Origin of the sequence: Paenibacillus sp. RU5M (genome assembly GCF_900221055.1) — a bacterium.
In the GTDB taxonomy this organism is placed as follows: Bacteria; Bacillota; Bacilli; order Paenibacillales; family Paenibacillaceae; genus Paenibacillus; species Paenibacillus marchantiae.
In genome coordinates this window covers 1-24248 of record NZ_OBQM01000020.1, presented here as the reverse complement: position 1 = coordinate 24248, position 24248 = coordinate 1, and the positions used below count along the sequence as shown (strand labels likewise).

23 protein-coding genes and 1 rRNA gene are annotated in these 24248 nt (G+C 47.8%); 23 read left to right on the top strand and 1 reads right to left on the bottom strand.

All coding sequences use genetic code 11. The annotated features are described in order from the left end of the window. The first annotated feature begins 24 nt into the window (after positions 1–24). The 21 genes from tilS to CRO25_RS30860 all read left to right on the top strand — a co-directional run bounded on the left by tilS (position 25) and on the right by CRO25_RS30860 (position 22260). The gene (gene tilS, locus CRO25_RS30960; RefSeq protein WP_063567557.1) at positions 25–1464 is read left to right on the top strand and encodes a tRNA lysidine(34) synthetase TilS; all 1440 of its coding nucleotides are present in this window, start codon (positions 25–27) and stop codon (positions 1462–1464) included. Positions 1465–1517: 53 nt separating this feature from the next. Continuing rightward, positions 1518–2057: a hypoxanthine phosphoribosyltransferase gene (gene hpt, locus CRO25_RS30955; RefSeq protein ID WP_024633729.1), complete on the top strand. Its 540-nt coding sequence runs from the start codon at positions 1518–1520 to the stop codon at positions 2055–2057. Positions 2058–2158: 101 nt separating this feature from the next. After that, positions 2159–4204, top strand: coding sequence for an ATP-dependent zinc metalloprotease FtsH (ftsH, locus tag CRO25_RS30950; protein WP_079697628.1), 2046 nt, complete (start codon positions 2159–2161; stop codon positions 4202–4204). A 298-nt stretch (positions 4205–4502) separates the two neighbouring features. Next, a complete protein-coding gene (gene nadA, locus CRO25_RS30945; protein WP_024633731.1) occupies positions 4503–5441 on the top strand; it encodes a quinolinate synthase NadA in 939 nt (312 codons plus the stop codon). A 36-nt stretch (positions 5442–5477) separates the two neighbouring features. Next, the gene (gene nadB / locus CRO25_RS30940; RefSeq protein WP_079697627.1) at positions 5478–7097 is read left to right on the top strand and encodes an L-aspartate oxidase; all 1620 of its coding nucleotides are present in this window, start codon (positions 5478–5480) and stop codon (positions 7095–7097) included. Next, positions 7094–7960, top strand: a complete 867-nt coding sequence (gene nadC, locus CRO25_RS30935) for a carboxylating nicotinate-nucleotide diphosphorylase (protein WP_072735830.1) — start codon at positions 7094–7096, stop codon at positions 7958–7960. The genes nadB and nadC overlap by 4 nt, the downstream gene beginning before the upstream one ends. Positions 7961–7966: 6 nt before the next feature. Continuing rightward, positions 7967–8737 carry a type III pantothenate kinase gene (locus tag CRO25_RS30930; protein ID WP_072735831.1) on the top strand — a complete coding sequence of 257 codons (771 nt, stop codon included), beginning with the start codon at positions 7967–7969 and terminating at the stop codon, positions 8735–8737. 95 nt (positions 8738–8832) lie between these two features. Continuing rightward, on the top strand, positions 8833–9723 hold the full coding sequence (hslO, locus tag CRO25_RS30925) for an Hsp33 family molecular chaperone HslO (RefSeq protein ID WP_072735832.1): 891 nt from the start codon (positions 8833–8835) through the stop codon (positions 9721–9723). 24 nt (positions 9724–9747) lie between these two features. After that, entirely contained in the window at positions 9748–10698 is a 951-nt protein-coding gene (locus CRO25_RS30920) for a peptidyl-prolyl cis-trans isomerase (protein WP_079697626.1), read from the top strand. Positions 10699–11036: 338 nt separating this feature from the next. Then, entirely contained in the window at positions 11037–11975 is a 939-nt protein-coding gene (gene cysK, locus CRO25_RS30915) for a cysteine synthase A (protein ID WP_063567563.1), read from the top strand. A gap of 141 nt (positions 11976–12116) precedes the next feature. Further along, positions 12117–13688, top strand: a complete 1572-nt coding sequence (locus CRO25_RS30910) for an anthranilate synthase component I family protein (RefSeq protein WP_079697643.1) — start codon at positions 12117–12119, stop codon at positions 13686–13688. 48 nt (positions 13689–13736) lie between these two features. Continuing rightward, on the top strand, positions 13737–14312 hold the full coding sequence (gene pabA / locus CRO25_RS30905; protein WP_063567564.1) for an aminodeoxychorismate/anthranilate synthase component II: 576 nt from the start codon (positions 13737–13739) through the stop codon (positions 14310–14312). A gap of 2 nt (positions 14313–14314) precedes the next feature. Beyond that, positions 14315–15199: an aminotransferase class IV gene (locus CRO25_RS30900; RefSeq protein WP_079697625.1), complete on the top strand. Its 885-nt coding sequence runs from the start codon at positions 14315–14317 to the stop codon at positions 15197–15199. Next, the gene (gene folP / locus CRO25_RS30895) at positions 15196–16059 is read left to right on the top strand and encodes a dihydropteroate synthase (protein ID WP_079697624.1); all 864 of its coding nucleotides are present in this window, start codon (positions 15196–15198) and stop codon (positions 16057–16059) included. Before CRO25_RS30900 ends, folP begins: the two co-directional genes overlap by 4 nt. 102 nt (positions 16060–16161) lie before the next feature. After that, positions 16162–16524: a dihydroneopterin aldolase gene (folB, locus tag CRO25_RS30890; protein WP_053778905.1), complete on the top strand. Its 363-nt coding sequence runs from the start codon at positions 16162–16164 to the stop codon at positions 16522–16524. A 9-nt stretch (positions 16525–16533) separates the two neighbouring features. Further along, a complete protein-coding gene (gene folK / locus CRO25_RS30885) occupies positions 16534–17082 on the top strand; it encodes a 2-amino-4-hydroxy-6-hydroxymethyldihydropteridine diphosphokinase (protein WP_024633743.1) in 549 nt (182 codons plus the stop codon). Beyond that, positions 17034–17237, top strand: a complete 204-nt coding sequence (locus CRO25_RS30880) for a helix-turn-helix domain-containing protein (protein WP_063568397.1) — start codon at positions 17034–17036, stop codon at positions 17235–17237. Before folK ends, CRO25_RS30880 begins: the two co-directional genes overlap by 49 nt. Positions 17238–17350: 113 nt before the next feature. After that, positions 17351–18370: a tRNA dihydrouridine synthase DusB gene (gene dusB / locus CRO25_RS30875; RefSeq protein ID WP_063568396.1), complete on the top strand. Its 1020-nt coding sequence runs from the start codon at positions 17351–17353 to the stop codon at positions 18368–18370. Between the two features lie 244 nt (positions 18371–18614). Next, positions 18615–19091 (top strand): transcription elongation factor GreA, encoded by a 477-nt coding sequence (gene greA / locus CRO25_RS30870; RefSeq protein ID WP_053778901.1) that lies wholly within the window; start codon positions 18615–18617, stop codon positions 19089–19091. A gap of 121 nt (positions 19092–19212) precedes the next feature. Then, positions 19213–20730, top strand: coding sequence for a lysine--tRNA ligase (lysS, locus tag CRO25_RS30865; protein ID WP_064641381.1), 1518 nt, complete (start codon positions 19213–19215; stop codon positions 20728–20730). Between the two features lie 192 nt (positions 20731–20922). Beyond that, positions 20923–22260, top strand: a complete 1338-nt coding sequence (locus tag CRO25_RS30860) for a TrkH family potassium uptake protein (protein WP_063568394.1) — start codon at positions 20923–20925, stop codon at positions 22258–22260. A 150-nt stretch (positions 22261–22410) separates the two neighbouring features. Here the strand turns inward: CRO25_RS30860 and CRO25_RS30855 are convergent, their stop codons facing one another. Continuing rightward, positions 22411–23010, bottom strand: a complete 600-nt coding sequence (locus CRO25_RS30855; protein WP_063568393.1) for a TetR/AcrR family transcriptional regulator — start codon at positions 23008–23010, stop codon at positions 22411–22413. Between the two features lie 77 nt (positions 23011–23087). Here CRO25_RS30855 and CRO25_RS30850 point away from each other — a divergent pair, with 77 nt between their 5' ends. Both CRO25_RS30850 and CRO25_RS30845 read left to right on the top strand, forming a co-directional pair. Beyond that, the gene (locus CRO25_RS30850; RefSeq protein WP_306291832.1) at positions 23088–23645 is read left to right on the top strand and encodes a hypothetical protein; all 558 of its coding nucleotides are present in this window, start codon (positions 23088–23090) and stop codon (positions 23643–23645) included. 511 nt (positions 23646–24156) lie between these two features. Further along, positions 24157–24248 (top strand): 16S ribosomal RNA (locus CRO25_RS30845); the annotation flags it as partial.

Below are 24248 nucleotides of genomic sequence, written 5' to 3'. Positions count from 1 at the left end.
TAACGTAAGGAATGAGGAACAGGTATGGAAGCTTTACGCTGGAACAAGCTGGTGAATAACGTGCTGGATGCAGCGGAAGAGCATCAGTTATGGGTTCCCGGGGATCGGATTGTCGTCGCAGTATCGGGCGGACCGGACTCGGTAGCTTTTTTGCATATCATGCATGAGATCAGTACCAGGCATGTCCCGCTGGAATTGATCTGCGCCCATGTACACCATGGTTTTCGGATTGAATCCGATCATGAAGCCGAGATGATGAAGGAACTTGCGCACCGACTTGGCATTGCATTTGAATGGGTTAAGGCCGACGTACCTTCTTATATGAAGCTTACCGGTCAAGGCTCTCAGGAAGCTGCGCGCAACAAAAGATATGAGTTTTTGCATGAAGTGGCTGTCAAATACGATGCGGCGAGCATTGCACTGGCCCATCATGCCGACGATCAGGCAGAGACGGTTATGCTCCATTTGCTGCGAGGAAGTGGTCTTTCCGGACTCGCTGGAATGAAGTTTAAACGGCGAGAAAAAAATGTGGAACTTATTCGTCCATGCCTTCGTATAAACAAGACAGACCTTGTAGAAGCTTGTAATACCCAGGGTTTTCTGTATTTTAATGATGAAAGCAATTCCCTGCGTAAATATCGGCGTAATGCCATTCGCTTGGATGTGCTTCCTTTTTTGGGGCAATATAATGGACAGTTGACGCCGTCTTTGAATCGACTTGCCGAAATTGTAGGCGATGAAGACGATTTCATGGAACAAGGTGCATATGACGCATACAGGTGTCTAGTGCAGGCGAACGGCGGAAGGCAAACCTTTGAGGTGCCTTCCTTTTTGAAGTTACATGTCGCTTTACAACGAAGGTTGATTAAACTAATATTGAATTATCTGCCTTTGGACAGTGATTTTGTCGACTTTACCCGTATTGAGACCATTCGCCGCAAGGTAATTCAGCCTGACGCGACGACCTGGAGCCTGGATATAGGACAGACACTCGCCTGCACCCGGGAGTATGATCTGATCTCTTTCGGCATACGGACTGACGTACAGGATCAATCTTACGAATATCGTCTTGCTCAATGGAGCGGAACTTATGAGCTTTCTCTCGCGGAAATCGACCGGCATGTTCGGATCGTTCCGATGAGTCCCGAGGACTATCATGTACCGGAATCGGCGGATCATGCCGCATTTGATGCGGATCAACTGCTTATGCCGCTGGTTGTGCGTTCAAGGTTACCTGGAGATACCATGAAAGTGATGGGATTAAACGGAAGCAAAAAGGTGAAAAATATTTTCATCGATGAGAAAATTCCCCCATCTGTCCGTTCACGGGTTCCCGTGGTATGTGATGGAGCAGGCAATGTCATTTGGTTACCGGGTGTTCGCCGGTCTAGTGTAGCTCCTGTCAGGGAGGATACTTCCGCAATCCTGTACATGACTGTAGGCGATTCAGCGATTCAGGGGTAGTGGTTATGGTTCAGGTAAGGCTTTCATATGTATAACTTAGGAGGTTCGCACAGTTGCAGAACGACATTCAGGAAGTATTGATCAGTGAAGAAGAAATTCAGAGTAAAATCAAGGAATTAGGCGCAACAATAAGTGCCGAATATGCAAATCGCAATCCTTTGGTCATTTGTGTGCTCAAGGGTGCGTTTATATTTATGGCTGATTTGGTTAAGAACATAACGGTACCTGTTGAGATGGACTTCATGGCAGTATCGAGTTATGGTGCTTCCACCAAATCATCAGGCGTTGTTAAAATCATTAAGGATCTGGATGAATCCGTCGAGGGACGCGAGGTTCTGATTGTAGAGGACATTATTGATAGTGGACTCACGCTCAGTTATCTCATCGAACTCTTGCAGAACCGCGGTGCTGAATCCGTCCGTGTGGTTACGCTATTTGACAAGCCTTCAGGTCGCAAAGTCGAACTTGAAGCTCATTACACCGGCTTTGACATTCCGGACGCATTCATCGTTGGCTATGGTTTGGATTATGCCGAGAAGTACCGGAACCTCCCTTACATCGGGATTCTGAAACCGGAAGTTTACAGCAACTAATGCTTAAGCTAGTTCCAAGCCCATATCTGTTGGTGGCTTCTGTTGAGAAGCCATGTCGGGCTATGTTAAAATAATTAAAGTGTCTCGAGAGGAGGTAGGGGATGAATCGGTTCATCCGGAATTCTGGTTTTTATTTGATTCTTTTTTTAGTTGTGGTGGGGATAGTCCAGTTCGTCAGCAATGGCGGCGAAGCCACCGATAATCCTAGATATGATCAGTTGCGCACGGCAATCAAGGCCAACAACGTCTCTGAATTGACGGTTCAATTCAACGGTCAGACGTACCTCGTGACCGGTCAATACAGAAAGATACCTGACGGGGCCAAATCAGAAAATTTCTCAACGTATATTCCTCCTACGGATGAGGCGATTAGTGAGCTTGTAGCTGCAAGCGAAGCGAACAAATTCCAATATCATCAGGAACCTATGAAAGGTGACAGCATCTGGTTGACGTTGCTGACTTCCTTTATTCCTTTGATCATTATGTTCCTGCTGTTCTTCTTCCTGTTTAATCAGGCTCAAGGCGGCGGCGGTAAAGTAATGAACTTTGGTAAAAGCCGTGCTCGTCTCTATAACGAAGAGAAAAAACGGGTTACGTTTGAAGATGTTGCGGGTGCTGACGAAGAGAAACAGGAACTGGTTGAAGTCGTGGACTTCCTCAAGGACCCTCGTAAATTCGCAGCAGTAGGTGCGCGGATTCCTAAAGGCGTATTGCTTGTAGGTCCTCCGGGTACAGGTAAAACCTTGCTCGCTCGTGCTGTTGCCGGTGAAGCGGGTGTACCATTCTTCAGTATTTCCGGTTCTGACTTCGTTGAAATGTTTGTCGGTGTCGGTGCATCTCGTGTACGTGACTTGTTTGAAAATGCGAAGAAAAACGCCCCATGTATCATCTTTATCGATGAGATCGATGCTGTAGGACGTCAGCGTGGTGCTGGCCTTGGTGGTGGTCACGACGAACGTGAACAAACACTCAACCAGTTGCTCGTTGAAATGGACGGATTCGGAGCCAATGAAGGTATTATCATCGTTGCTGCAACGAACCGTGCTGATATTCTGGACCCTGCCTTGCTGCGTCCAGGACGTTTTGACCGTCAAATCACGGTTGATCGCCCTGACGTGAGAGGTCGTGAAGCGGTTCTGAAAGTACACTCACGCAACAAACCACTCACCAAAGATGTGAAGCTGGACATTATTGCGAAGCGTACTACCGGATTCTCCGGTGCAGATTTGGAAAATCTCTTGAATGAAGCGGCATTGCTTGCGGCACGTCGTAATCGCAGAGATATTTCCATGCGTGAGGTAGACGAGGCGATTGACCGTGTTATCGTAGGTACGGAGAAGAAAAGCCGTGTCATCAGTGATCGTGAGAAACGTATCATTGCTTACCACGAAGCAGGTCACACCATTGTAGGTTACTTCCTGGAACATGCCGATATGGTACATAAAGTTACCATTATTCCGCGTGGACGCGCGGGTGGATATGTAATCATGTTGCCAAAAGAAGATCGTATGCTTGTAACCAAGCAGGAGCTGTTGGACAAAATAACGGGACTCCTTGGGGGCCGTGTTGCAGAAGAATTGTTCATTGGTGAAATTGGTACTGGCGCATACAGTGACTTCCAGCAAGCGACAGGTATTGTTCGAAGTATGGTTATGGAGTACGGTATGAGTGAGAAATTGGGTCCTATGCAATTCGGAAGTTCACAGGGACAGGTATTCCTGGGCCGTGATATTGGTCATGAACAGAATTACTCGGATTCCATCGCATATGAGATTGATCAGGAAATGCAACGCTTCATTAACGATTGTTACGAGAAATGTAAGGACTTGCTCGTAAAACATTCGAAAGAGATGCATCTGATCGCACAAACATTGCTCGAAGTGGAGACATTGGAAATGGATCAGATCAAGGAATTGATCGAGACAGGTTCCCTGACTCCAAAAAGTGAGAACAGCAATGATGGAGAAGGCACGCCTAGCGAAAGCGGAGAGGCGATCATCGACAACATCGGTGATGTACGCGTCCGTATCCAAGGCAAAGATGAAACGCCTGAGCCACCAGCCGGAGATATTCCTAACGAAGCTCCGAATCTGGACAAAGGAAACAGCAATGACCCGGATGATGGTGGAACGAAGCCAACGTCTTAATTTATAACAACCATCTGTTTATAGTGGCAGATGAACAAAGAGAGCCTTCGGGCTCTCTTTTTTTATATATTCCTTTAAATTGTATAGATAATGATAACGGGGAGCTATAGGGCGAACCACGTAGGAAATGGGCGGTTATGCCCTTGTTCTGGGGCGTTTTCATTTATTGACAGAGTCGTGAACGTTGTGTACATTAGGTGTTAAACCGCTTGTGATTCGTTTCTCAAGCGAAAATAACGACTTGGATTTGCCATATGAAACAGCGTATAAGGCTGTCCCGATAAGGAGAGGATCACAGGTGGAAGCTCTGGCTTTAGAGCGCAAGGCTGAGATGAACCGGGAGCTGCGCGAGCGGCTGATGGAGTTGAAGAAGGAACGTAATGCCATTATTCTTGCCCATTATTATCAACGTGACGAGGTACAGGAGGTCGCTGATTTCCGGGGAGATTCGTTTTTGCTGGCCCAGAAGGCGGCACAAACCGATGCGGATGTTATCGTTTTCTGCGGGGTTCATTTTATGGGTGAAAGCGCTAAAATTCTTGCCCCTAACAAAACGGTTATCATCCCCGACGAGCGTGCAGGCTGCCCAATGGCAGACATGGTGAACGTTGAAGGCTTACGTAAATTGAAAGCACAGCACCCGAATGCCAAAGTTGTAACGTACATCAATTCTTCAGCTGAGATCAAGGCAGAGACCGACATCTGTTGTACATCGGCCAATGCTGTCAGAGTCATTCAATCTGTTGATTCCGATGAAATCATCTGGGTACCGGATAAAAATCTGGGACATTATGTGCAACAACATACAGACAAGAAAATGATTATCTGGGAAGGTTACTGCAATACCCATGATATGCTGACGGTCAAAGACGTGGTTGAGATGAGAGCGAAGCATCCAAATGCCGAGTTCGTTGTTCACCCGGAATGTCGTCCTGAGGTTGTAGAGATGGGTGACTTCGTAGGTAGCACAACCGCCATTCTGGAATATTGTAAGAATTCGTCCGCTAAAGAATTTATCGTAGGTACCGAGGATGGTACAGGATACCAACTGCGTCTCGATAGCCCAGATAAACAATTCCACTTTGCTACCAAGTTCCTCGTATGCCCGAACATGAAGGTCAACAACTTGAAAAAGCTGGTTAAATGTCTGGAAACGATGAAGCCGCAAATTTACGTACCGCCAGCGGTTGCCGACAAAGCCAGAGAATCACTAGAGCGCATGTTACTGGTGAAGTAGCATGCGCTACTCTTGCTCCAAGACAGGTGAAATAACATGATACCGCAATATTTAGTGGATTTTGATCTGTCCGCGCTGCCGATGGTGGAGACGGATGTGCTGGTTATTGGTTCGGGCATTGCTGGTTTGTTTACTGCGATCAAGGCGAGTGAACAACGCAGTGTGTTGATGATCACGAAGAAGTCGTTACTGGAAAGTAACACCCGGTATGCGCAGGGAGGAATCGCTGCGGTTATTGCTGAGGATGATTCACCTGCCTACCATTTGCAGGATACACTTGTTGCAGGAGCGGGATTATGCCGCTCCGAAGCAGTCGAAGCATTGGTGAACGAGGGCCCGGACGGAGTGAAAGAACTGATTCGACTGGGTACTTTGTTTGATCTGGAGAACGGCGAGTTGGCGTTGACGCAGGAAGGTGCGCACAGCCACCGCCGTATTTTGCATGCCAATGGGGATGCAACGGGATATGAGATTGTGCGTGCACTGGCTGCACAGGCGAATGAACATCCGGGGATTGAAGTGTGGGATGAGCATTTTGTCATTGACCTGATTACAGAGCAGGGAGAATGTGTAGGTGCGCTGGTTCAGAAGGCTGACGGTTCGCAAGTATTTGTGAAGGCAGAGGCAACCGTACTATGCTCTGGCGGAGCTGGACAATTGTATCGATATACGACTAATCCGGAAGTGGCTACAGCAGATGGTGTGGCGATGGCCTATCGTGCCGGGGCAGTTGTCCGGGACATGGAGTTTATCCAATTTCACCCGACCTCCCTTTGTTATCCGGGAGCACCACGTTTCCTGGTGTCCGAGGCTGTACGTGGCGAAGGAGCTTATTTGCGCAATGTGAAAGGCGAACGCTTCATGGAACGGTATCATACACAGCTTGAACTGGCACCACGTGATATCGTCGCGCGGGCAATTGTCAGTGAGATGGAATCGACAAAGAGTACGTTTGTATATTTGGATATCACTCATGAACCGGCGGAGATGATTAAGCATCGGTTTCCTACTATTTATGAGACCTGTATGCGATACGGACTGGATATGACCACAGACTGGATTCCGGTTGCTCCTGCTGCACATTACATGATGGGCGGAGTGAAGACGGATCTCAGTGGGGAGAGCAGCATTGGCCGGTTATTTGCCTGCGGTGAGGTATCTTCTACTGGAGTACATGGAGCCAATCGCCTGGCGAGCAACTCTCTGTCTGAAGCAATCGTATTTGGCCGGAGAATCGTGGATCGTATTCAATCCCTTCCTCCGCTTGCTTCACTCCAGACAAATATTCCCACATTAACAACTATTCGCAGGATCATAAAGGAAGAGCAGAAGCCGGTGTCCGAAAGACGCTTGCGTCTGCAAAAAATGATGGTGCGTCAAGTGGGGCTGCGCCGGAATGGCGCTAACCTGCAAGCAGCAATAGAGAAACTGCAACAAGAACTGCAATTTTTTGATCAGAAGTTTACTCACAAAGAAGAGATGGAATATGCCAACCTTTTGACCTGTGCCTGGTTGGTTACCACTGGAGCATTACACCGCGAGGAAAGTCGGGGAGCCCACTACCGTGAGGATTTCCCGCAGCGTGACGATGCCGTATGGCAGAAGCATAGTCTGCAGCAGCGAGAACAAGCGATTGTGGAGGAATTGATGTCATGATACTGAACGGATATAATGAAGGACTCATCGAATCAATCAAAAACTGGCTTCGTGAGGATGTTGGTGCAGGGGATGTCACAACAAATGTGACGATTCCCGCTGGCAGTCAGTCCAAGGCCGTTATACATGCCAAAGACAATGGAATCATTGCAGGAATTACGGTAGCAGAACTCGTGTTTCAGGTAGTGGATCCTGGTCTTGCGTTCACACCAATGGTAAAAGACGGTGATGCAGTTACACATGGTACGATTCTGGCTGAGGTAGAAGGAAGCACACATAGCTTGCTGACAGGAGAGCGTCTGGCTCTTAACCTGCTTCAGCGCATGTCTGGTATCGCTACCCGTACACGTACTTATGTTGACGCGCTGGAAGGCCTTTCTACACGACTGGTCGATACTCGTAAAACAACACCGGGACACCGCTTGCTTGAAAAATATGCAGTGCGGGTTGGTGGCGGAGCAAATCATCGGTTCGGTCTCTATGATGCCGTCATGATTAAGGATAACCACATCAAGGGCGCAGGCGGGATCACTGAAGCGGTACAGCGTGCGCGAGCCGTCATTCCGCATACAATGACCATTGAAGTAGAGACCGAAAACATGGAACAGGTCAGAGAAGCCTTGCAGGCTGGGTCAGATATCATTATGCTGGATAACATGCACCCAGATCGGATGCGTGAGGCCGTCGCTCTTATTCGTGAGCAGGCTCCGCATGTGAAAGTTGAGGCATCGGGCAACGTCTCGCTAAATACCATTCGTGGTATTGCAGAGAGCGGAGTGGATGTAATTTCAGTTGGCAGGTTAACCTACTCTTTTGAGAGCCTGGATATCAGCCTGGATTTAAACGAAAAGAAAGAGGGGTGAACCTCTTTGATTCTTGTGGTAGACGTGGGCAACAGCAATATCGTACTCGGCGTGTATCAAGGCCGGGAGTTGCTCCACCATTTTCGCCTGAGTACATCCCGTCAGTCGACAGTGGATGAATACGGCGTATTGATTTATAATTTATTTCATATGTCGGGGATTTCAACACGCGACATTGAAGGTGTGATCATCTCATCCGTGGTTCCACCACTGGTGAATGTGATTGAAGCCATGTGTGAGAAATACGTAGGCAAAAAACCGCTACTCGTTGGGCCTGGTATTCGAACCGGCCTGAACCTGCGGTATGAGAATCCTCGTGAAGTTGGCGCGGATCGCATTGTTAATGCAGTAGCAGCCGTTGAGAAGTATGGCGGCCCTCTCGTTGTGGTCGATTTTGGTACAGCGACTACATTTGACTGTATTGACGAGAAAGGAAATTATCTGGGCGGGGCTATCGTACCCGGCATCCATATTGCAACCGAAGCACTCTATGAACGAGCGTCCAAGCTACCTCGTATTGAATTGGAGAAGCCCAAGAAAGTCATTGGTCGCAACACCATTCATGCGATGCAGGCCGGCATTATATTTGGTTATGCAGGACAGGTGGACGGCATTGTGGAGCGTATTCGCGAGGAAATGGGAGCCAAGCCTAGAGTCATTGCAACCGGAGGCCTTGCCAAGCTGATTGCAGAAGAAACACGCAGCATCGATGAAGTGGATCCGCTGCTTACGCTTGAAGGGCTGCGTATCGTTTATGAGCGGAACCGGGAAAGGTAAGAACAGAGACGGCAAACAGCGGGCTGAGGTTACAGTCTTATATGTTATGCCGTTTTTTCTATAACTGGCGATTACGCCAAAGGAGGCTGAATGACTTGGAAAACAACAACAAACAAGACCGGTTAATTCGCGGTACAGCAATGAACGGACGGGTTAGGGCCTTTGCTGTTCAAACGACGGAACTGGTTGAGGAATTGCGCAGAAGACATGATACGTTTCCCACGGCTACAGCAGCTATGGGGCGTACGGTTACAGCAGCATCCATTATGGGGGCTATGCTTAAGGGAGAAGAGAAGCTGACAATTCAAGTCAAAGGCGACGGCCCCATTGGACAGATTGTTGCCGATGCTAATGCGAAGGGTGAAGTTCGTGGCTATGTAAGCAATCCGCATGTACATCTGCCGAGCAACAGTATGGGCAAACTGGACGTTGCTGGCGCAGTCGGAACAGAGGGATTCGTGAACGTAACGAAGGATTTGGGGCTGAAAGAGCCTTATCGCGGCAGTGTGCCGATTATTTCGGGGGAACTTGGCGAAGACTTTACGTACTATTTTGCCAAATCGGAGCAGACGCCTTCTGCTGTAGGCGTTGGTGTACTAGTGGATACCGATAATTCGGTTATTGTAGCCGGTGGATTCATTGTACAGTTGCTTCCAGGTTTGATGGATGATGAGATTACGGTGATTGAAAATGCCATTGGTACAATGCCGCCAGTGACGTCTCTGTTGGCTGAGGGGCTTGAACTGGAAGCACTGCTTCGTCGCGTACTGCCTGATGTACAGGTCATGGACGAAATGGATATTCATTTCCACTGTGAGTGTTCACGTGAGCGGGTAGAGAAAACGTTGATCAGTCTGGGTCAATCCGAAATGGAACAATTGATTGAGGAAGAAGGCCAGGCTGAAGTGGTCTGCCAATTCTGCAATGAGGCTTACGATTTCAACAAGGAACAACTTGAAACCATCCTAGAGCAAGCCAAGAACTGATTTTATGCGGGGACGGGACGCGGAATGACAAGACAGGAAAAAGGGTTATGGACGGCTGTAATTGTCTTGACGCTTGGAATGCTGGTGATGGGTTCGGTTATGGTTGTGCAAGGCTTACGAATTGGACGTGAAGGAGCAGATTCGCCTCAGGATACCAATCAAGAAGAGGGAAATGCGGTAGCAACGATCAATGGGGAGGTCATCACCGACAAGGAATGGACCGAGGCATTGAAACGGCGCTATGGCAGTGAATTGCTGCTTCAGATGCTCAATCGTAAAGCTGTATATGCAGAAGCGCTCGATCGTAATCTGATGGTGACTCCCAAAGAAATTGCGAAGGAACTTGCCGCGGCCATGGATGGATATGATTCGGAGAAGGCATATTTTGACGAGATGCAGTCCCAACTGGGTTTATCCAGGCAAGATCTTGAGTTGGAGGCAGGATACCGACTTCTGCTTGAGAAAATCGCGACGAGCGGTATACAGATCAAGGATGCAGATATTGAGCATTACTGGAACGAACACCATGAAGACTATGTTTCCCCAGAAAAATATGATCTGTCTATCATTGTATTGAAGGAAGAGGAACAGGCTGAATCAGTCCTGGATGCGCTCGACAAGGGAGCAGACTTTGAAGAAACCGCGCGTAATGAATCGACGGACACTTACTCCCGTGATGCGGGTGGTCGTCTGGGATGGGTTGAGCAGAACGATCCGTTTCAGTCCGAAGCGATCCTCAAACTTGCAGCTCAACTGGACGTTGGCGATATTGCAGGGCCGGTGAAGGTGGAAGAAGGATACGCCATCATTAAAATGAATGACAAACAAGAGCGTCAGGTGCAACCTGCAGAAGAGGTTCGCGAAGAAATTCGGATGCAGCTTGCTCTCAGCCAGGCTGATCCCCTGCCCCAGGTGGAGGAAAGGCTGCGGAGCAAGTATGAAGCTGTCATCATCGCTGAAATTCCGGCATCCTGATTATCCTGCAAACGAATGTCCTACTGCATCTTGATAAAAATACTCTGTCTACGGCCTTAGGGCCCAGGGCGGAGTATTTTTTTGAGTACTCATATTGACAATAGGGTGTAACGTTGATAAGATAAAAATAATCAAAAACCTACTCATTTACTCGGAATAAAACCATTTATATGAACAAAGAAATCTTCGAAAACCCAGGTTCTGTCCGATTTATTGCAGACGGAATGAACTCAGGCGGATTTCCGAAGTTCTTCTATAACATCTAGAGGCTGCTCGGCCACACATGTATATGGCAACAGGACTTAAGTAGTATTCATCCCACTAAGGAGGGCATTCATATGGCTAAAGTAGTTAATAACGTAACAGAACTTATCGGAGGTACTCCGCTTGTTCGTCTGAACCGTATCGTACCTGAAGGCAGTGCTGAAGTATTCGTGAAACTGGAATACCAGAATCCAGGTTCAAGCGTCAAAGACCGTATCGCGATTAGCATCGTAGAAGAAGCGGAAAAAGAAGGCAAGCTGAAACCGGGTGATACCATTATCGAAGCAACAAGTGGTAACACAGGAATTGGACTGGCTATGGTGGCTGCAGCCAAAGGCTATAAGTCTGTTATTGTTATGCCGGAAACGATGAGCATGGAGCGTCGTAACCTGCTTCGCGCCTATGGAGCTGAGCTTGTGCTCACACCGGGAGCCGAAGGTATGAATGGTGCAGTTAAAAAAGCTGAGGAATTGCTTAAGGAAAATCCATCTTATTTCATGGCTGAGCAATTTAAAAATAAAGCTAACGTGAAGATCCACCGTGAAACGACTGGCCCTGAGATTGTTGAAGCTATTCAATCTGTAGGCGGTACGTTGGATGCTTTCGTTGCAGGAATCGGTACAGGCGGAACGATTACAGGTACAGGTGAAGTATTGAAGGAATCATACCCTGGGATTAAAATCGTTGCCGTTGAACCAGCAGCTTCGCCAATCTTGGCAGGTGGCAAACCGGGTCCTCACAAAATTCAAGGGATCGGTGCTAACTTTATTCCTGAGATTCTTGATCAGGAAATCTATGACGAGATCATTCACATCGAGAATGATGATGCGTTCGAGACGGCTCGTCAGGTAGCGAAGGAAGAAGGTATTCTATCCGGTATTTCTTCCGGTGCAGCCATCCGCGCAGGTCTGCAAGTGGCTAAACAGTTGGGTGCAGGCAAACGCGTTGTCGTGATCGTGCCAAGTAACGGCGAACGTTACCTCAGTACGCCACTTTACAACTTCGAAGCTTAAGCCTAACAAGTGATGAAACAAATCCTCCTTGCCCGCATGCCGGGTGTGGAGGATTTTTTGCTGAATGCTTTTAAAAGCAGCGGCGCTTTAGTATACTATCAGACAATAGAACTAGTGACAGATGGAGGGCGGCAAACCGCAATGACACACCTGATGACAACATACGCCGACTGGACAGAGTGGGCCGGAAAAGGTTGGACCATGATGCCGTATATGATTAAGTCGGATAAGGGACCGTATCATGGCGGTTTACCGTTAACGTGGGAAGCAGCCTGGCAGCAGGCGTCACCCTATGCAATGGTGTTGGAGAATGGTAAAGGCGGAAGGTATACCTTTCTGGGATTAAACCCGGTATCCGTTATCTCCGGCAAGGGCAACGAAGCTGTTATTCATGATCTTATTCAAGGCGGTACCCGAACGGACGGTGGTAAACCACTTGAAGTATTAAAAAGGTGGGCTGCGCCATACAGGGCACCAAAGGTGAGCGGGGCTCCAGACTTTGGTGGTGGATGTGCAGGCTATCTAAGCTATGACGTAGCCAGATCCCTGGAAAAGCTGCCAACCTTGGCAGAAGACAACCCGGCTCTTCCGGATTATTGGTGGATGCGATTTGAAGAAATATGGGCGTATGATCATGAACAGCAGGCGCTGTTCTGCATGGTTCATCTGGCTGTACAGCCGGATCAGGATGAAGCTCAGCTTCGCAAGCTGTACGCAGAAGCAGAAGAGCGAGCAGCAGCCATGCAGCAGCGATGGCTGCATATTCTGGGCTTTGCCCAGGCGGAAGAGCAGCAGCAGGCATTGGAGCATCGCCATAGCCACATTCATCTCACTGCGCAATCAGCGGATTCGGAGCGGGAAACGGAAGGATGGCACACCTCCTTTCCTCAAGAGGACTTTGAGCAGGCGGTACGTACAGTGCAGGAATATATCCGGCAGGGGGATGTGTTTCAAGTGAATCTGTCCTTGCGGCAGGAAAAACGTCTCAAGTCCAGTGCAGAGCACATCTATGAATGGCTTCGTCTAGTAAATCCCTCTCCCTACATGGGATTGCTGCGTAGTCCGGATTTCCAACTGGTGAGCGGTTCGCCTGAATTGCTAGTCAAAGTGGATCATGGCAAGGTGAGTGCTCGTCCGATCGCAGGAACAAGGAGAAGAGGCCGGGATGAAGCTGAGGATGAGTTGATGGCCGCTGAGCTGCTGAACAGTGAGAAGGAACGGGCAGAGCATATTATGCTGGTCGATCTGGAGCGGAATGATATCGGACGAATTGCAGCTTATGGATCAGTGCATGTGCCTGAACTGATGACGATCGAGAAGTATTCGCATGTTATGCATCTGGTGTCTCAAGTTGAGGGAACGCTGGCCGAGGGACTATCCGTATTTGATGTAATCGCAGCGACGTTCCCAGGTGGAACGATTACGGGTGCACCCAAAGTTCGCACCATGGAAATCATTGAAGAACTGGAGCCTGTGCGTCGTGGACCGTATACAGGTTCGATTGGGTGGCTGGACTACAGTGGCAATATGGAATTGAACATCATCATTCGTACACTTTCCATTAAAGATGGAGTGGGATATGTACAGGCAGGAGCAGGCATCGTTATTGACTCCGATCCATATCGGGAATATAAGGAGTGCCGGAACAAAGCAAGAGCCATGATGAGGGCTGTGAATTACAGCGAGGAAGCTGAAGCCGTTAAATTAAAATAATCAAGCAGCCGTCCCCTGTGTGGACGGAAGAACAGGAGGAACAACGATATGATACTGGTTATCGACAATTATGATTCCTTCACGTACAACCTGGTTCAATATCTGGGTGAACTGGGGGAGACGGTGGAAGTTCGCCGTAACGATGAAATTGATCTGGCAGGCATCGAGGCATTGGCACCTGATCATATTTTGATCTCACCCGGTCCTTGTACTCCGAATGAGGCCGGCATTAGTCTGGCGGTCATTGATCAATTCAAGGGTAGTATTCCGATCTTTGGCGTATGTCTGGGACATCAGGCGATTGGACAGGCTTTCGGAGGCAATGTTATTCGTGCGGACCGCATGATGCATGGCAAAACATCGGAGATGCACCATAACGGAACATCCGTATTTACCGGATTACCATCTCCCTTTACGGCAACGCGGTATCACTCTCTGATCGTGGAGCGCAGCAGTCTGCCAGATTGTCTGGAGATTACGGCCGAGACGGCGGAAGGTGAGATTATGGGCTTGCGTCACAAGGAATATGCGATTGAAGGTGTTCAGTTCCATCCCGAATCCATCATTACGGATCACGGTCATCAAATGCTGCGTAACTTCCTGTCTCAGCAGGTAAAGGTATAGAGATGAAATATGCCGCGATAAACGGAGAATTGGTCAATATGGCGGCAGCCGTGGTTCCGGTGACGGATCACGGCTTTTTGTACGGACTCGGATTGTTCGAGACGTTTCGAACGTATCAGGGAGTTCCTTTTCTGCTGGAACGTCATTTGGAGCGGATGGCTGCAGGGTGTCGTGAACTGGGCATTCCTTTCACAGCAACAGCAGCGGAGGTAACGGAATGGATCAAAAGTGTGCTGCTTGCTAACGAACTCCAGGATGCCTATGTGCGATATACGGTATCTGCGGGCGAAGCCCCGCTGGGGCTACCTTCGGGGGATTATGTGAAACCTAATCATATCGTATTGGCAAAAGCACTACCTGTACCCTCTCCATCTCTATATGAAAATGGTAAAATGCTTCAACGTCTGTCGACGCCCCGTAACACGCCTGAAGGAGAAGTGCGGTTCAAATCGCTACATTACATGAACAGCATCTTGGCGAAACGGGAACTAAACGGATACGGGCAGCATGTACAAAGTGCGGAAGGTCTGCAATTAACTCGAGATGGCTACATAGCTGAGGGGATTGTCAGCAATGTGTTCTGGGTGAGACAGGGCGTACTCTACACGCCTTCACTTGCGACTGGCATTTTGCCGGGAATCACCAGAGCCGTTGTACTGGAGCTTGCAGTTCACCAAGGATTACCTTGCCAGGAAGGATTGTTCCCTTGGGAGGAGCTGTTACAGGCAGATGAGATCTTTTTGACAGGCTCTGTTGCTGAACTCGTTCCAGTTACTACATTGCGGGATGAGGATGGAACGGAAACGGTAATCAGCAGCGGACATATAGGCCCGGTTACAGAAGTACTTCTGGGTATGTACCGGCAGAAAGCGGGGTATACTTCATGACACTTACACCAGTCATCTATGAACGGAATTATGCGTGGGGTCCAGCAGAGCTAAAACTTGGCACACGTACACTTATTATGGGCATTCTGAATGTCACACCGGACTCCTTCTCGGATGGGGGACATTATACCAATGTGGAGCGTGCGGTGGCTCACGCCATTCAGATGATGGAAGATGGCGCGGATCTCATTGATATTGGCGGGGAATCTACACGTCCAGGTTCAGATATCGTTGGCGCTGATGAAGAGCTCAGCCGGATCATTCCGGTCATTGAGGCACTGCGGCAGCAGGCTCCACATATTCCGATATCGGTAGACACCTATAAAGCGGATGTCGCTCGCCAGGCCATTCAAGCTGGAGCGCACATCATCAATGATGTGTGGGGTGCTAAGGCTGACCCGGAGATGGCACGCACTGCGGCAGAACTGGGATGTCCTCTGATCCTAATGCACAACCGGCAAGAACGAGACTATACCAACTATTTGGTTGATGTAGTCCGTAATCTTGAGGAGAGTATACAGATAGCGCTAGAGGCCGGAGTACATCCCGATCAGATTATTCTGGACCCGGGCATTGGCTTCGTGAAAGATCTGAACGAAAACCTAGTGCTCATGTCATCGCTCGGGTTGCTCAATGAGATGGGCTATCCCGTTCTGCTTGCCACCTCGCGTAAAAGGTTCATCCAGAACACCTTACAGGTACAGGCGGATGATGCGCTGGAGGGTACAGCCGCTACGGTTGCTTTTGGCATAGCCCAAGGATGCCAGATGGTCCGGGTCCATGATGTGAAGCCGATTCGGCGCACAGTGGACATGTGTGATGCCATGTTGTATGCATCTCCAGGCTTGCGGAGGAAATGATGCTGGCGGGTCAAGTGACCCGTGCAGTGGAAGCGCAGCGTTTTGCAATAAGAACAAACATCGAACCATGAATTCATTATATATAGAGGGCAGGCGGAACTTATGGATAGAATGGTAATGCATCGAATGGAGTATTACGGATATCACGGCGTATTTGCCGAGGAACGGAAGCTGGGGGCGCGTTATTATATTGATTTGGAGATCGATATGGATCTGGGTGAGGCTGGGCGTAACGATGATTTAACCAAAACCATCAATTATGCGGAGATCCATGAGCTGGTCAAACAGATCGTTGAAAATAAATCATTCCAGTTAATTGAAGCTTTGGGCGAACATATTGCATCTTCTTTACTAGACACTTATACTATTATCAATGCACTGACAGTCAAGGTGACGAAGCCGCATCCGCCTTTCGATATTCATTTTGGGGGCGTAACTGTAGAGCTTCGCCGCACAAGAAAGTGAGAACCGATCATGATTGCACATTCGACCTCTGAATCTTCAGAGGCTTATATTGCTTTAGGGGCTAATTTGGGTGACCGGGAACAGACGCTGCTTGAGGCGTTAACGTTGCTGGATGCACATCCTCATATATCTGTCCTGCGCTGTTCTGCGCTATATGAAACGGAGCCGGTAGGTTATGTGGACCAGCCAGCGTTTCTGAATATGGCAACTGCGGTACAGACTACACTTTTGCCGGAGCAGCTGCTCACGGAACTGCTGGATATTGAAACACGGCTTGGGCGGGTTCGTGATATCCGTTGGGGCCCTCGTACAGTCGATTTGGATCTGCTTTGGATGGATGGAGAGACGAGTGATACCGAACGGCTGCAATTACCACATCCACGGATGGGTGAACGGGCGTTTGTATTGGTGCCACTGGCTGATATCGTAACCGAAGATGAGCATTCAGGTTTGTATACCTTTGTACAATCATCGTTGTCTGTACTGGATGGAAAGGATGGAATACAGCTTTGGAAAACGTGCAATTGGCCAATCGAATCCGGGCTTTCCGGAAGCTGAAAGGTTTAACACAACAGGAACTCGCTGCTGAGACGGGCATATCGCTGGCCATTCTGGGTATGATTGAACGAGGCAACCGCAAAGTAGTTGAACGGGAGCTGAATCTAATTGCCGGGGTGCTGTCGATCAGCATTGAGGAGTTACAGGGGAACTAAGGTCGCTTTTTACTAACAAGAAAATATCGTCATTATTCGTTTATTTTATACAAACTAAAACACAACCAGGATTCATGCAAGAGTCGGATTTAAAAAGGAGTGGAACGACTACCATGCTTAAAATTGGTGACATTGAAATGAAAAACCAGGTTGTACTTGCGCCGATGGCTGGCGTGTGTAATCCGGCTTTTCGTCTGATCGCAAAAGAATTCGGAACAGGCCTCGTATGTGCGGAGATGGTTAGTGGAAAAGCCATCGTGCATGGTAACAAGCGTACACGTGAGATGTTATTTGTAGATGAGCGTGAGAAGCCGCTGAGCCTGCAAATTTGGGGGGGAGATCGTCAAGCCCTCGTAGAAGCAGCCAAAATTGTGGACAAAGAAACCAATGCTGACATCATCGACATCAACATGGGATGCCCTGTGCCAAAAGTGACGAGCTGTGATGCAGGTGCACGCTGGTTGCTTGATCCGAACAAAATTTATGAAATGGTATCCGCTGTTGTGGACGCGGTAGATAAGCCCGTAACAGTCAAGATGCGGATCGGCTGGGATAACGAGCATATCTACGTAGTTGAGAATGCACTTGCGGTTGAACGTGCTGGCGGACAAGCGGTAAGTGTTCACGGCCGTACACGTGAGCAGCTCTACACAGGCACAGCGGACTGGTCACACATCAAAAATGTCAAAGAGGCTGTCTCCATCCCGGTTATCGGGAACGGAGATGTATCTTCACCGGAAGATGCCCGTCGTATGTTGGATGAAACGGGTTGTGACGGAGTTATGATCGGTCGTGCCGCCCTGGGTAACCCATGGATGTTGTATCGCACCATTCAATACTTGAGTTCCGGCGAACTGCTTCCTGACCCGAATGGGGAAGAGAAGATTCGGGTTGCCATTTTGCATATGGACCGTCTGATAGCACTGAAGGGTGAGGCTGTTGCTGTTCGCGAGATGCGTAAACACCTGGCTTGGTATCTGAAAGGTCTGAAAGGATCTGCCCGTATCAAAGACGTTATTATGGAAGAAACCAAACGTGATGAGATGGTGCACATACTGGAGAACTTTGTAGGCCAGCTGCATATGGAAGGCAATCTGGAGTCAGAACCAGCAGTAGCCGAAAATGCTTCCTGATCTGCTGCTGTAAAACGTTTACAGCTATAGGGGGCGTAACATTGACTTTTCGAGACCGTTACCCTATAATTTCACAGTATAAATTCGCCATGTGCGTCATAAGGCTAGTGCATCAGGAGGAACGTTCTGTTTCTCCGGAGAACTTCATATAGTTTTGAAGATGTATGCGGGCGGAGCTCTGTAAACAGCACTGGTTCCGTTGCCGTGCAATCAAATTATTCCCATGACAGGAGAATCGGTTGAGATGAGCGATAAGGAAGTTATCCTTACACCAGAGGGTCTTAAGAAGCTTGAAGAAGAACTGGAAATGCTGAAATCGGTGAAGCGCCGCGAAGTGGCTGAACGGATTAAGGTAGCCATCGGGTATGGAGATATTAGTGAAAATTCCGAATACGAAGACGCGAAGAACGAACAGGCTTTCATTGAAGGCCGCGTTATTACGTTGGAGAAATTGCTTCGGAATGCACGGATTATCAACAGCGACGAGATCGATACCGAAGCTGTAAGCGTGGGTGCAACAGTTACTGTAGAAGATCTGGAATTCGGTGATATCACGGAATATACGATTGTAGGTTCTGCGGAGTCCAATCCGCTGCAAAACAAAATATCGAACGAAAGCCCTGTTGGCAAAGCCATTCTGGGCAAGAAAAAAGGTACGGTTGTTGATGTAAGTGTGCCTGCTGGCGTAATTCAATATAAAATTGTAGACATCAAAAAGTAATATAAGCAATGAAGCAGTCGGGTACGGAGACAAAAGCTTCCTTAGGGAAGCTTTTTTCAACATTTGAGGCAGAATACCTCTGAAGATGCCTGCAATGTAAATAAGGAGATGAATATAGATCATGACGGATGAAGTCTTGAATCAGGAAACCGAAACCGAACTAAGTGAGCTTTTACAAATTCGCCGCGACAAATTGGACGAGCTCCGCAAATTGGGGATCGACCCTTTTGGCCAAAAATACGTACGTACGGAAGAAGCCGGCTCCATTCTGAAGAAGTATGAAGAACTGACCAAGGAAGAGCTGGAAGAGAAGCACATCGAAGTCAGTATTGCCGGACGGATTATGGCGAAGCGGGGAATGGGTAAAGCGAGCTTTGCACATATTCAGGACCTGAGCGGCAGAATCCAGATCTATGTTCGTCAGGATACTGTACCGGAAGACAAATACGCCGCGTTCAGCCTGCTCGATTTAGGGGATATTGTAGGTGTCTCTGGGGTAATCTTCAAAACCAAGACAGGTGAAACTTCGGTTAAAGTTCAAAATCTCGAAGTATTGTCCAAGTCACTTTACCCACTTCCGGATAAATATCATGGACTCGCGGATGTAGAGCTGCGTTACCGCCAGCGCTATGTTGACCTGATTATGAATCGTGAAGTGCAGCAGACCTTCATTACTCGTTCCAAAATCATTCAGTCGATGCGCCGTTACCTAGATTCTCTGGGCTATCTGGAAGTCGAAACTCCGACGCTGCACACCATCGCTGGTGGTGCCGCTGCGCGTCCATTCATCACGCATCATAATGCGCTTGATATGGAATTGTACATGCGGATTGCGATTGAGCTTCACCTGAAACGTCTGATTGTAGGCGGTCTGGAGAAAGTATATGAGATCGGCCGTGTATACCGTAATGAAGGGATGTCGACACGTCATAACCCTGAGTTCACAATGATTGAACTTTATGAGGCATATGCCGATTATCAGGATATTATGCGTTTGACTGAGAATCTTGTTGCTCACATCGCACAGGAAGTGCTTGGTACGCAAGTTATCCAATATGCAGACTATCAAGTGGATCTTACACCACAATGGCGCCGTGTAACGATGGTAGACGCGGTTAAGGAAGTTGTAGGCGTGGACTTCTCCGTGCACATGACGAACGAGGAAGCTCATCGTTTGGCGAAAGAACATAAAGTTCCGGTTGAAAAGCATATGACATTTGGTCATATTCTGAATGCATTCTTCGAACATTTTGTAGAAGAGACGTTGATTCAACCAACCTTTATTATGGGGCACCCGGTTGAGATTTCTCCGCTGGCGAAGAAGAGCGATGCAGATCCACGTTTCACGGACCGCTTCGAGCTGTTTATCGTTGGACGTGAGCATGCAAATGCATTTACAGAGCTGAATGATCCAATCGATCAACGTCAGCGCTTTGAGGCACAATTGCTGGAGAAAGAACACGGGAACGACGAAGCGCACGAAATGGATGATGATTTCATCCGTGCGCTCGAATATGGTATGCCACCAACAGGTGGACTGGGAATCGGTATCGACCGTCTGATCATGTTGTTGACCAATTCGCCGTCCATTCGTGACGTACTGCTCTTCCCGCACATGCGTCCTCGTACACAGGATTAAATAAGGAACGTTTAACTCGTTCATAATAGAAGAGGAACCTGCCGTTCAGTATGATGCTGGTGGCAAGTTCCTCTTTAGGTTTACATAGGCATTGAAAGTGACAGATTCGTCGAAACAACATGTGTGACTAAAGTGTGGTGACAGAATTTTGTTCGCCTACCTGCTTGTATTATGTTAAAAGAGGTGCCCTCCATGAAGTTTAGGCTTCACATTGCTAAATTCCTATCACCCCCATTGATTCTGGTTGGTGGTTTTATGCTTATTATCATGATCGGTACGATTCTGCTCATGTTACCTATCTCCAATCAAAGCGGCGAGCATTTGGCGTTTATTGATGCGCTTTTTACTTCTACCTCTGCCGCATGTGTAACCGGGCTGGTCGTTGTGGATGTAGGGACGACTTTCAACCTGTTTGGTCAAATCGTGATTATGGTGCTTATGCAGCTAGGTGGACTTGGCTTCATGACCATCGCAACGTTGTTTGCATTAGTATTGGGTAAGCGTATCTCGCTAAAGGACAGGCTTCTGCTGAAAGAGGCTATCAACGCTGACAGTATGGAAGGCATTGTACGTATTATCCGCAAAGTGCTCATTTTTTCGTTTACCATTGAAGGGGTGGCTGCTGTTATATTGGCACTACGCTGGGCAACGGAGATGCCCTTTTGGCAGGCGGTATACTATGGGGCGTTTCACTCGGTTTCATTATTTAATAATGGTGGTTTCGATCTGTTTGGCAACAGTTTTCAGTATTATACAGGGGACTGGTTGTTTAACCTGACAGCTTCCGTGCTGGTTGTATCGGGTGGACTCGGCTTTGTGGTGCTGAATGATTTGTTTGAGTTCCGCAAGCGCCGTCGCTTATCGTTGCAGTCCAAACTGGTATTGTCCGTATCAGGTGCACTGATTGGTATTGGAGCAATTGTACTGTTTGTATTTGAGTTCACCAATGGACACACACTGGCGTCTCTAAGTTGGAGTGAAAAGATATACGCCTCGTTCTTCCAATCGGTCTCTACACGTTCGTCGGGTACGAGCACCATTGATATTACCGAGATGAGGCAGGCCACCCAGTTCTTCTTCATTCTGTTGATGTTCATTGGGGCATCTCCGGGATCAACCGGGGGTGGGATCAAGACGACAACGTTCCTGATCATGATTGGAGCGGTGTATGCCATGATTCGTGGCAATAAAGATATTGTATTTTTCCGTCAGCGTGTTCCGAAAGATTTGCTGATGAGAGCATTGACGATTATTATGGTTTCCTTGATCATATTCATGGTTGTAGTAATGCTACTACTTACCACAGAGGATGCACCGTTCCTTTCACTTATGTTTGAAGCGGCCTCGGCGATTGGGACAGTAGGTCTGTCGGTGGGAGTAACGCATGAATTAACGGTATGGGGAAAAGTGATCATCGCCTTCACGATGTTTATCGGACGTATTGGACCACTAACCATCGCATACGCGCTTCGTCCGCGCAAAGAGAAAAAGCTGTATCGCCATCCGGAGGGCCGAATTATTATTGGATAAAAAGAAAAACCGTCACGCATCTAGGACTAACCCTATCATGGAATAGGTTAGTTACAACTAATGCCTGACGGTTTTTTTGTTTCATAGAAGCAATTACTTGTTTCTTGCTGGTACGAAGGATTGAGCTGTATTTAATTATGTGATCGAATGTTATTCTGCATCCCGGCATAACGTTGCAAGATGTGTGGTAAGGATGTTCTCCATAATCTTGGTGTTCATCTGGTCAGGACGAAGAATCGCATGAATACCCAAACCGTCGACCAGTGCGTACAGCCTTTCAATTTCCAGTTCCTTGTCGATGTCTGTTCGGCAGAGATTGAGTTCCATGAGGTAGGTGATAACTTTAGCCATCGCGTGTCTGAGTTCATCATATACTTTGTCGGCATGCTCTTTGAGAACAGGGTCAGTCTTGGACTTGGCTGTAAAAGCGTACCACACCTCCATTTCGGCCATTTTTTCATCCGTACTTGGCAAGAGTTCTAACAACAGAAGCTTCATATTCTCCAAAGGAGATGCATCAAAGGAAATCTGTGTGATTCGATTCGATACACGTTCGGATACCAGATTCATTGCGTATAGGAGTAGTTCTGATTGGGTTGAAAAGTAGTGGCGCATAGACCCGGCCGATATTCCAGCTTCTACCGCAATATTTCGAACGGAGGCCTGTTCCATGCCATCTCTTCGGATGACACGCCAAGCCGCTTCGGCTACGAGCAGACGTTGTTTATCGTGATCAACTATTTTTGGCATAAAAAGATTATATCATTGTTGATTATTATAATACAAACGTGTTAAATTATATTTAATACATTCGTATTATAAAAGGAGTGAATCATTTGATTGCCTATTTTATTATTGGATGTGAGATTGCCTTCTGGGTATTTGTCGCTTCAGGTCTGAGTGTGCGTTATCTGTTTGGGATGAAACGGACAGGGGTCGCGCTGTTAATGGCAACGCCCATTGTGGATGTTCTTCTTATGGTAGCGACGGTGATGGATCTTCAACGGGGTGCTACGGCAAGTATGGTTCACGGCATTGCAGCTATATATATAGGTGTGAGTATTGCTTATGGTCATCAGATGATCGCTTGGGCTGATCGTTATTTCCTTTACTGGTTTAAGGGAGGGGATAATCCTCGGAGCAGCAAGGTGTATGGCAGCGAGCATGCTAGTCGTGAAAGAGTGGGATGGCTTAGACATCTATTGGCTTGGGGTATAGGTAGCTTGTTCTTGCTCGCGATGATCTGGTGGATTGGGGATACGGAGCGTACTGCGGCATTTTCTAATCTCATAAGAGTATGGGGGATTATACTGGGGATCGATTTTATAATCAGCTTCAGTTATAGCTTATGGCCGCGAAAGATGCCTGTGGAGAAATTGAAGTAACATATAATCGGATAGGGCGGGAGGAACATGCGGATTATCCATGGAGGAAAGGTGAATCACATGTTCTGGGAAGAGAGTGTTTAATAAGGATTGAAGGGATCTTAAATAACTCCGGCATTAAGTGAATAGCTATACGAGAGACTAAATATAATTTATTGAAAATAAAGCTTGCGTTCCGAATCTGTACATGGTATATTCTAATTCCGGCCAAGAAAACACGAGAAACACGGTGCCGCAAGCGAATGAAATAAGCTTCGAAAGAAACTTAAAAAAAGAGCTTGCAAAGTTGGTTCGGATGTGATAAGATATAAAAGTTGCTGAGGTGAACAACACACGGCAATGAAACAAGTTTGATCTTTGAAAACTGAACAACGAGTGAGTAACGATCTTGCTTGCAAGATCGACGCTGAGAAATCGGTACACGTCTTCGGACTGTATGATTTCAAAGCAAAATAAATGAGATTTTTAATCTCGTCAGTTTCAAAATGAGCTTATCGCTCTTTTCAATACTTTATTGGAGAGTTTGATCCTGGCTCAGGACGAACGCTGGCGGCATGCCTAATACATGCAAGTCGAGCGGACTTGAAGAGAAGCTTGCTTCTC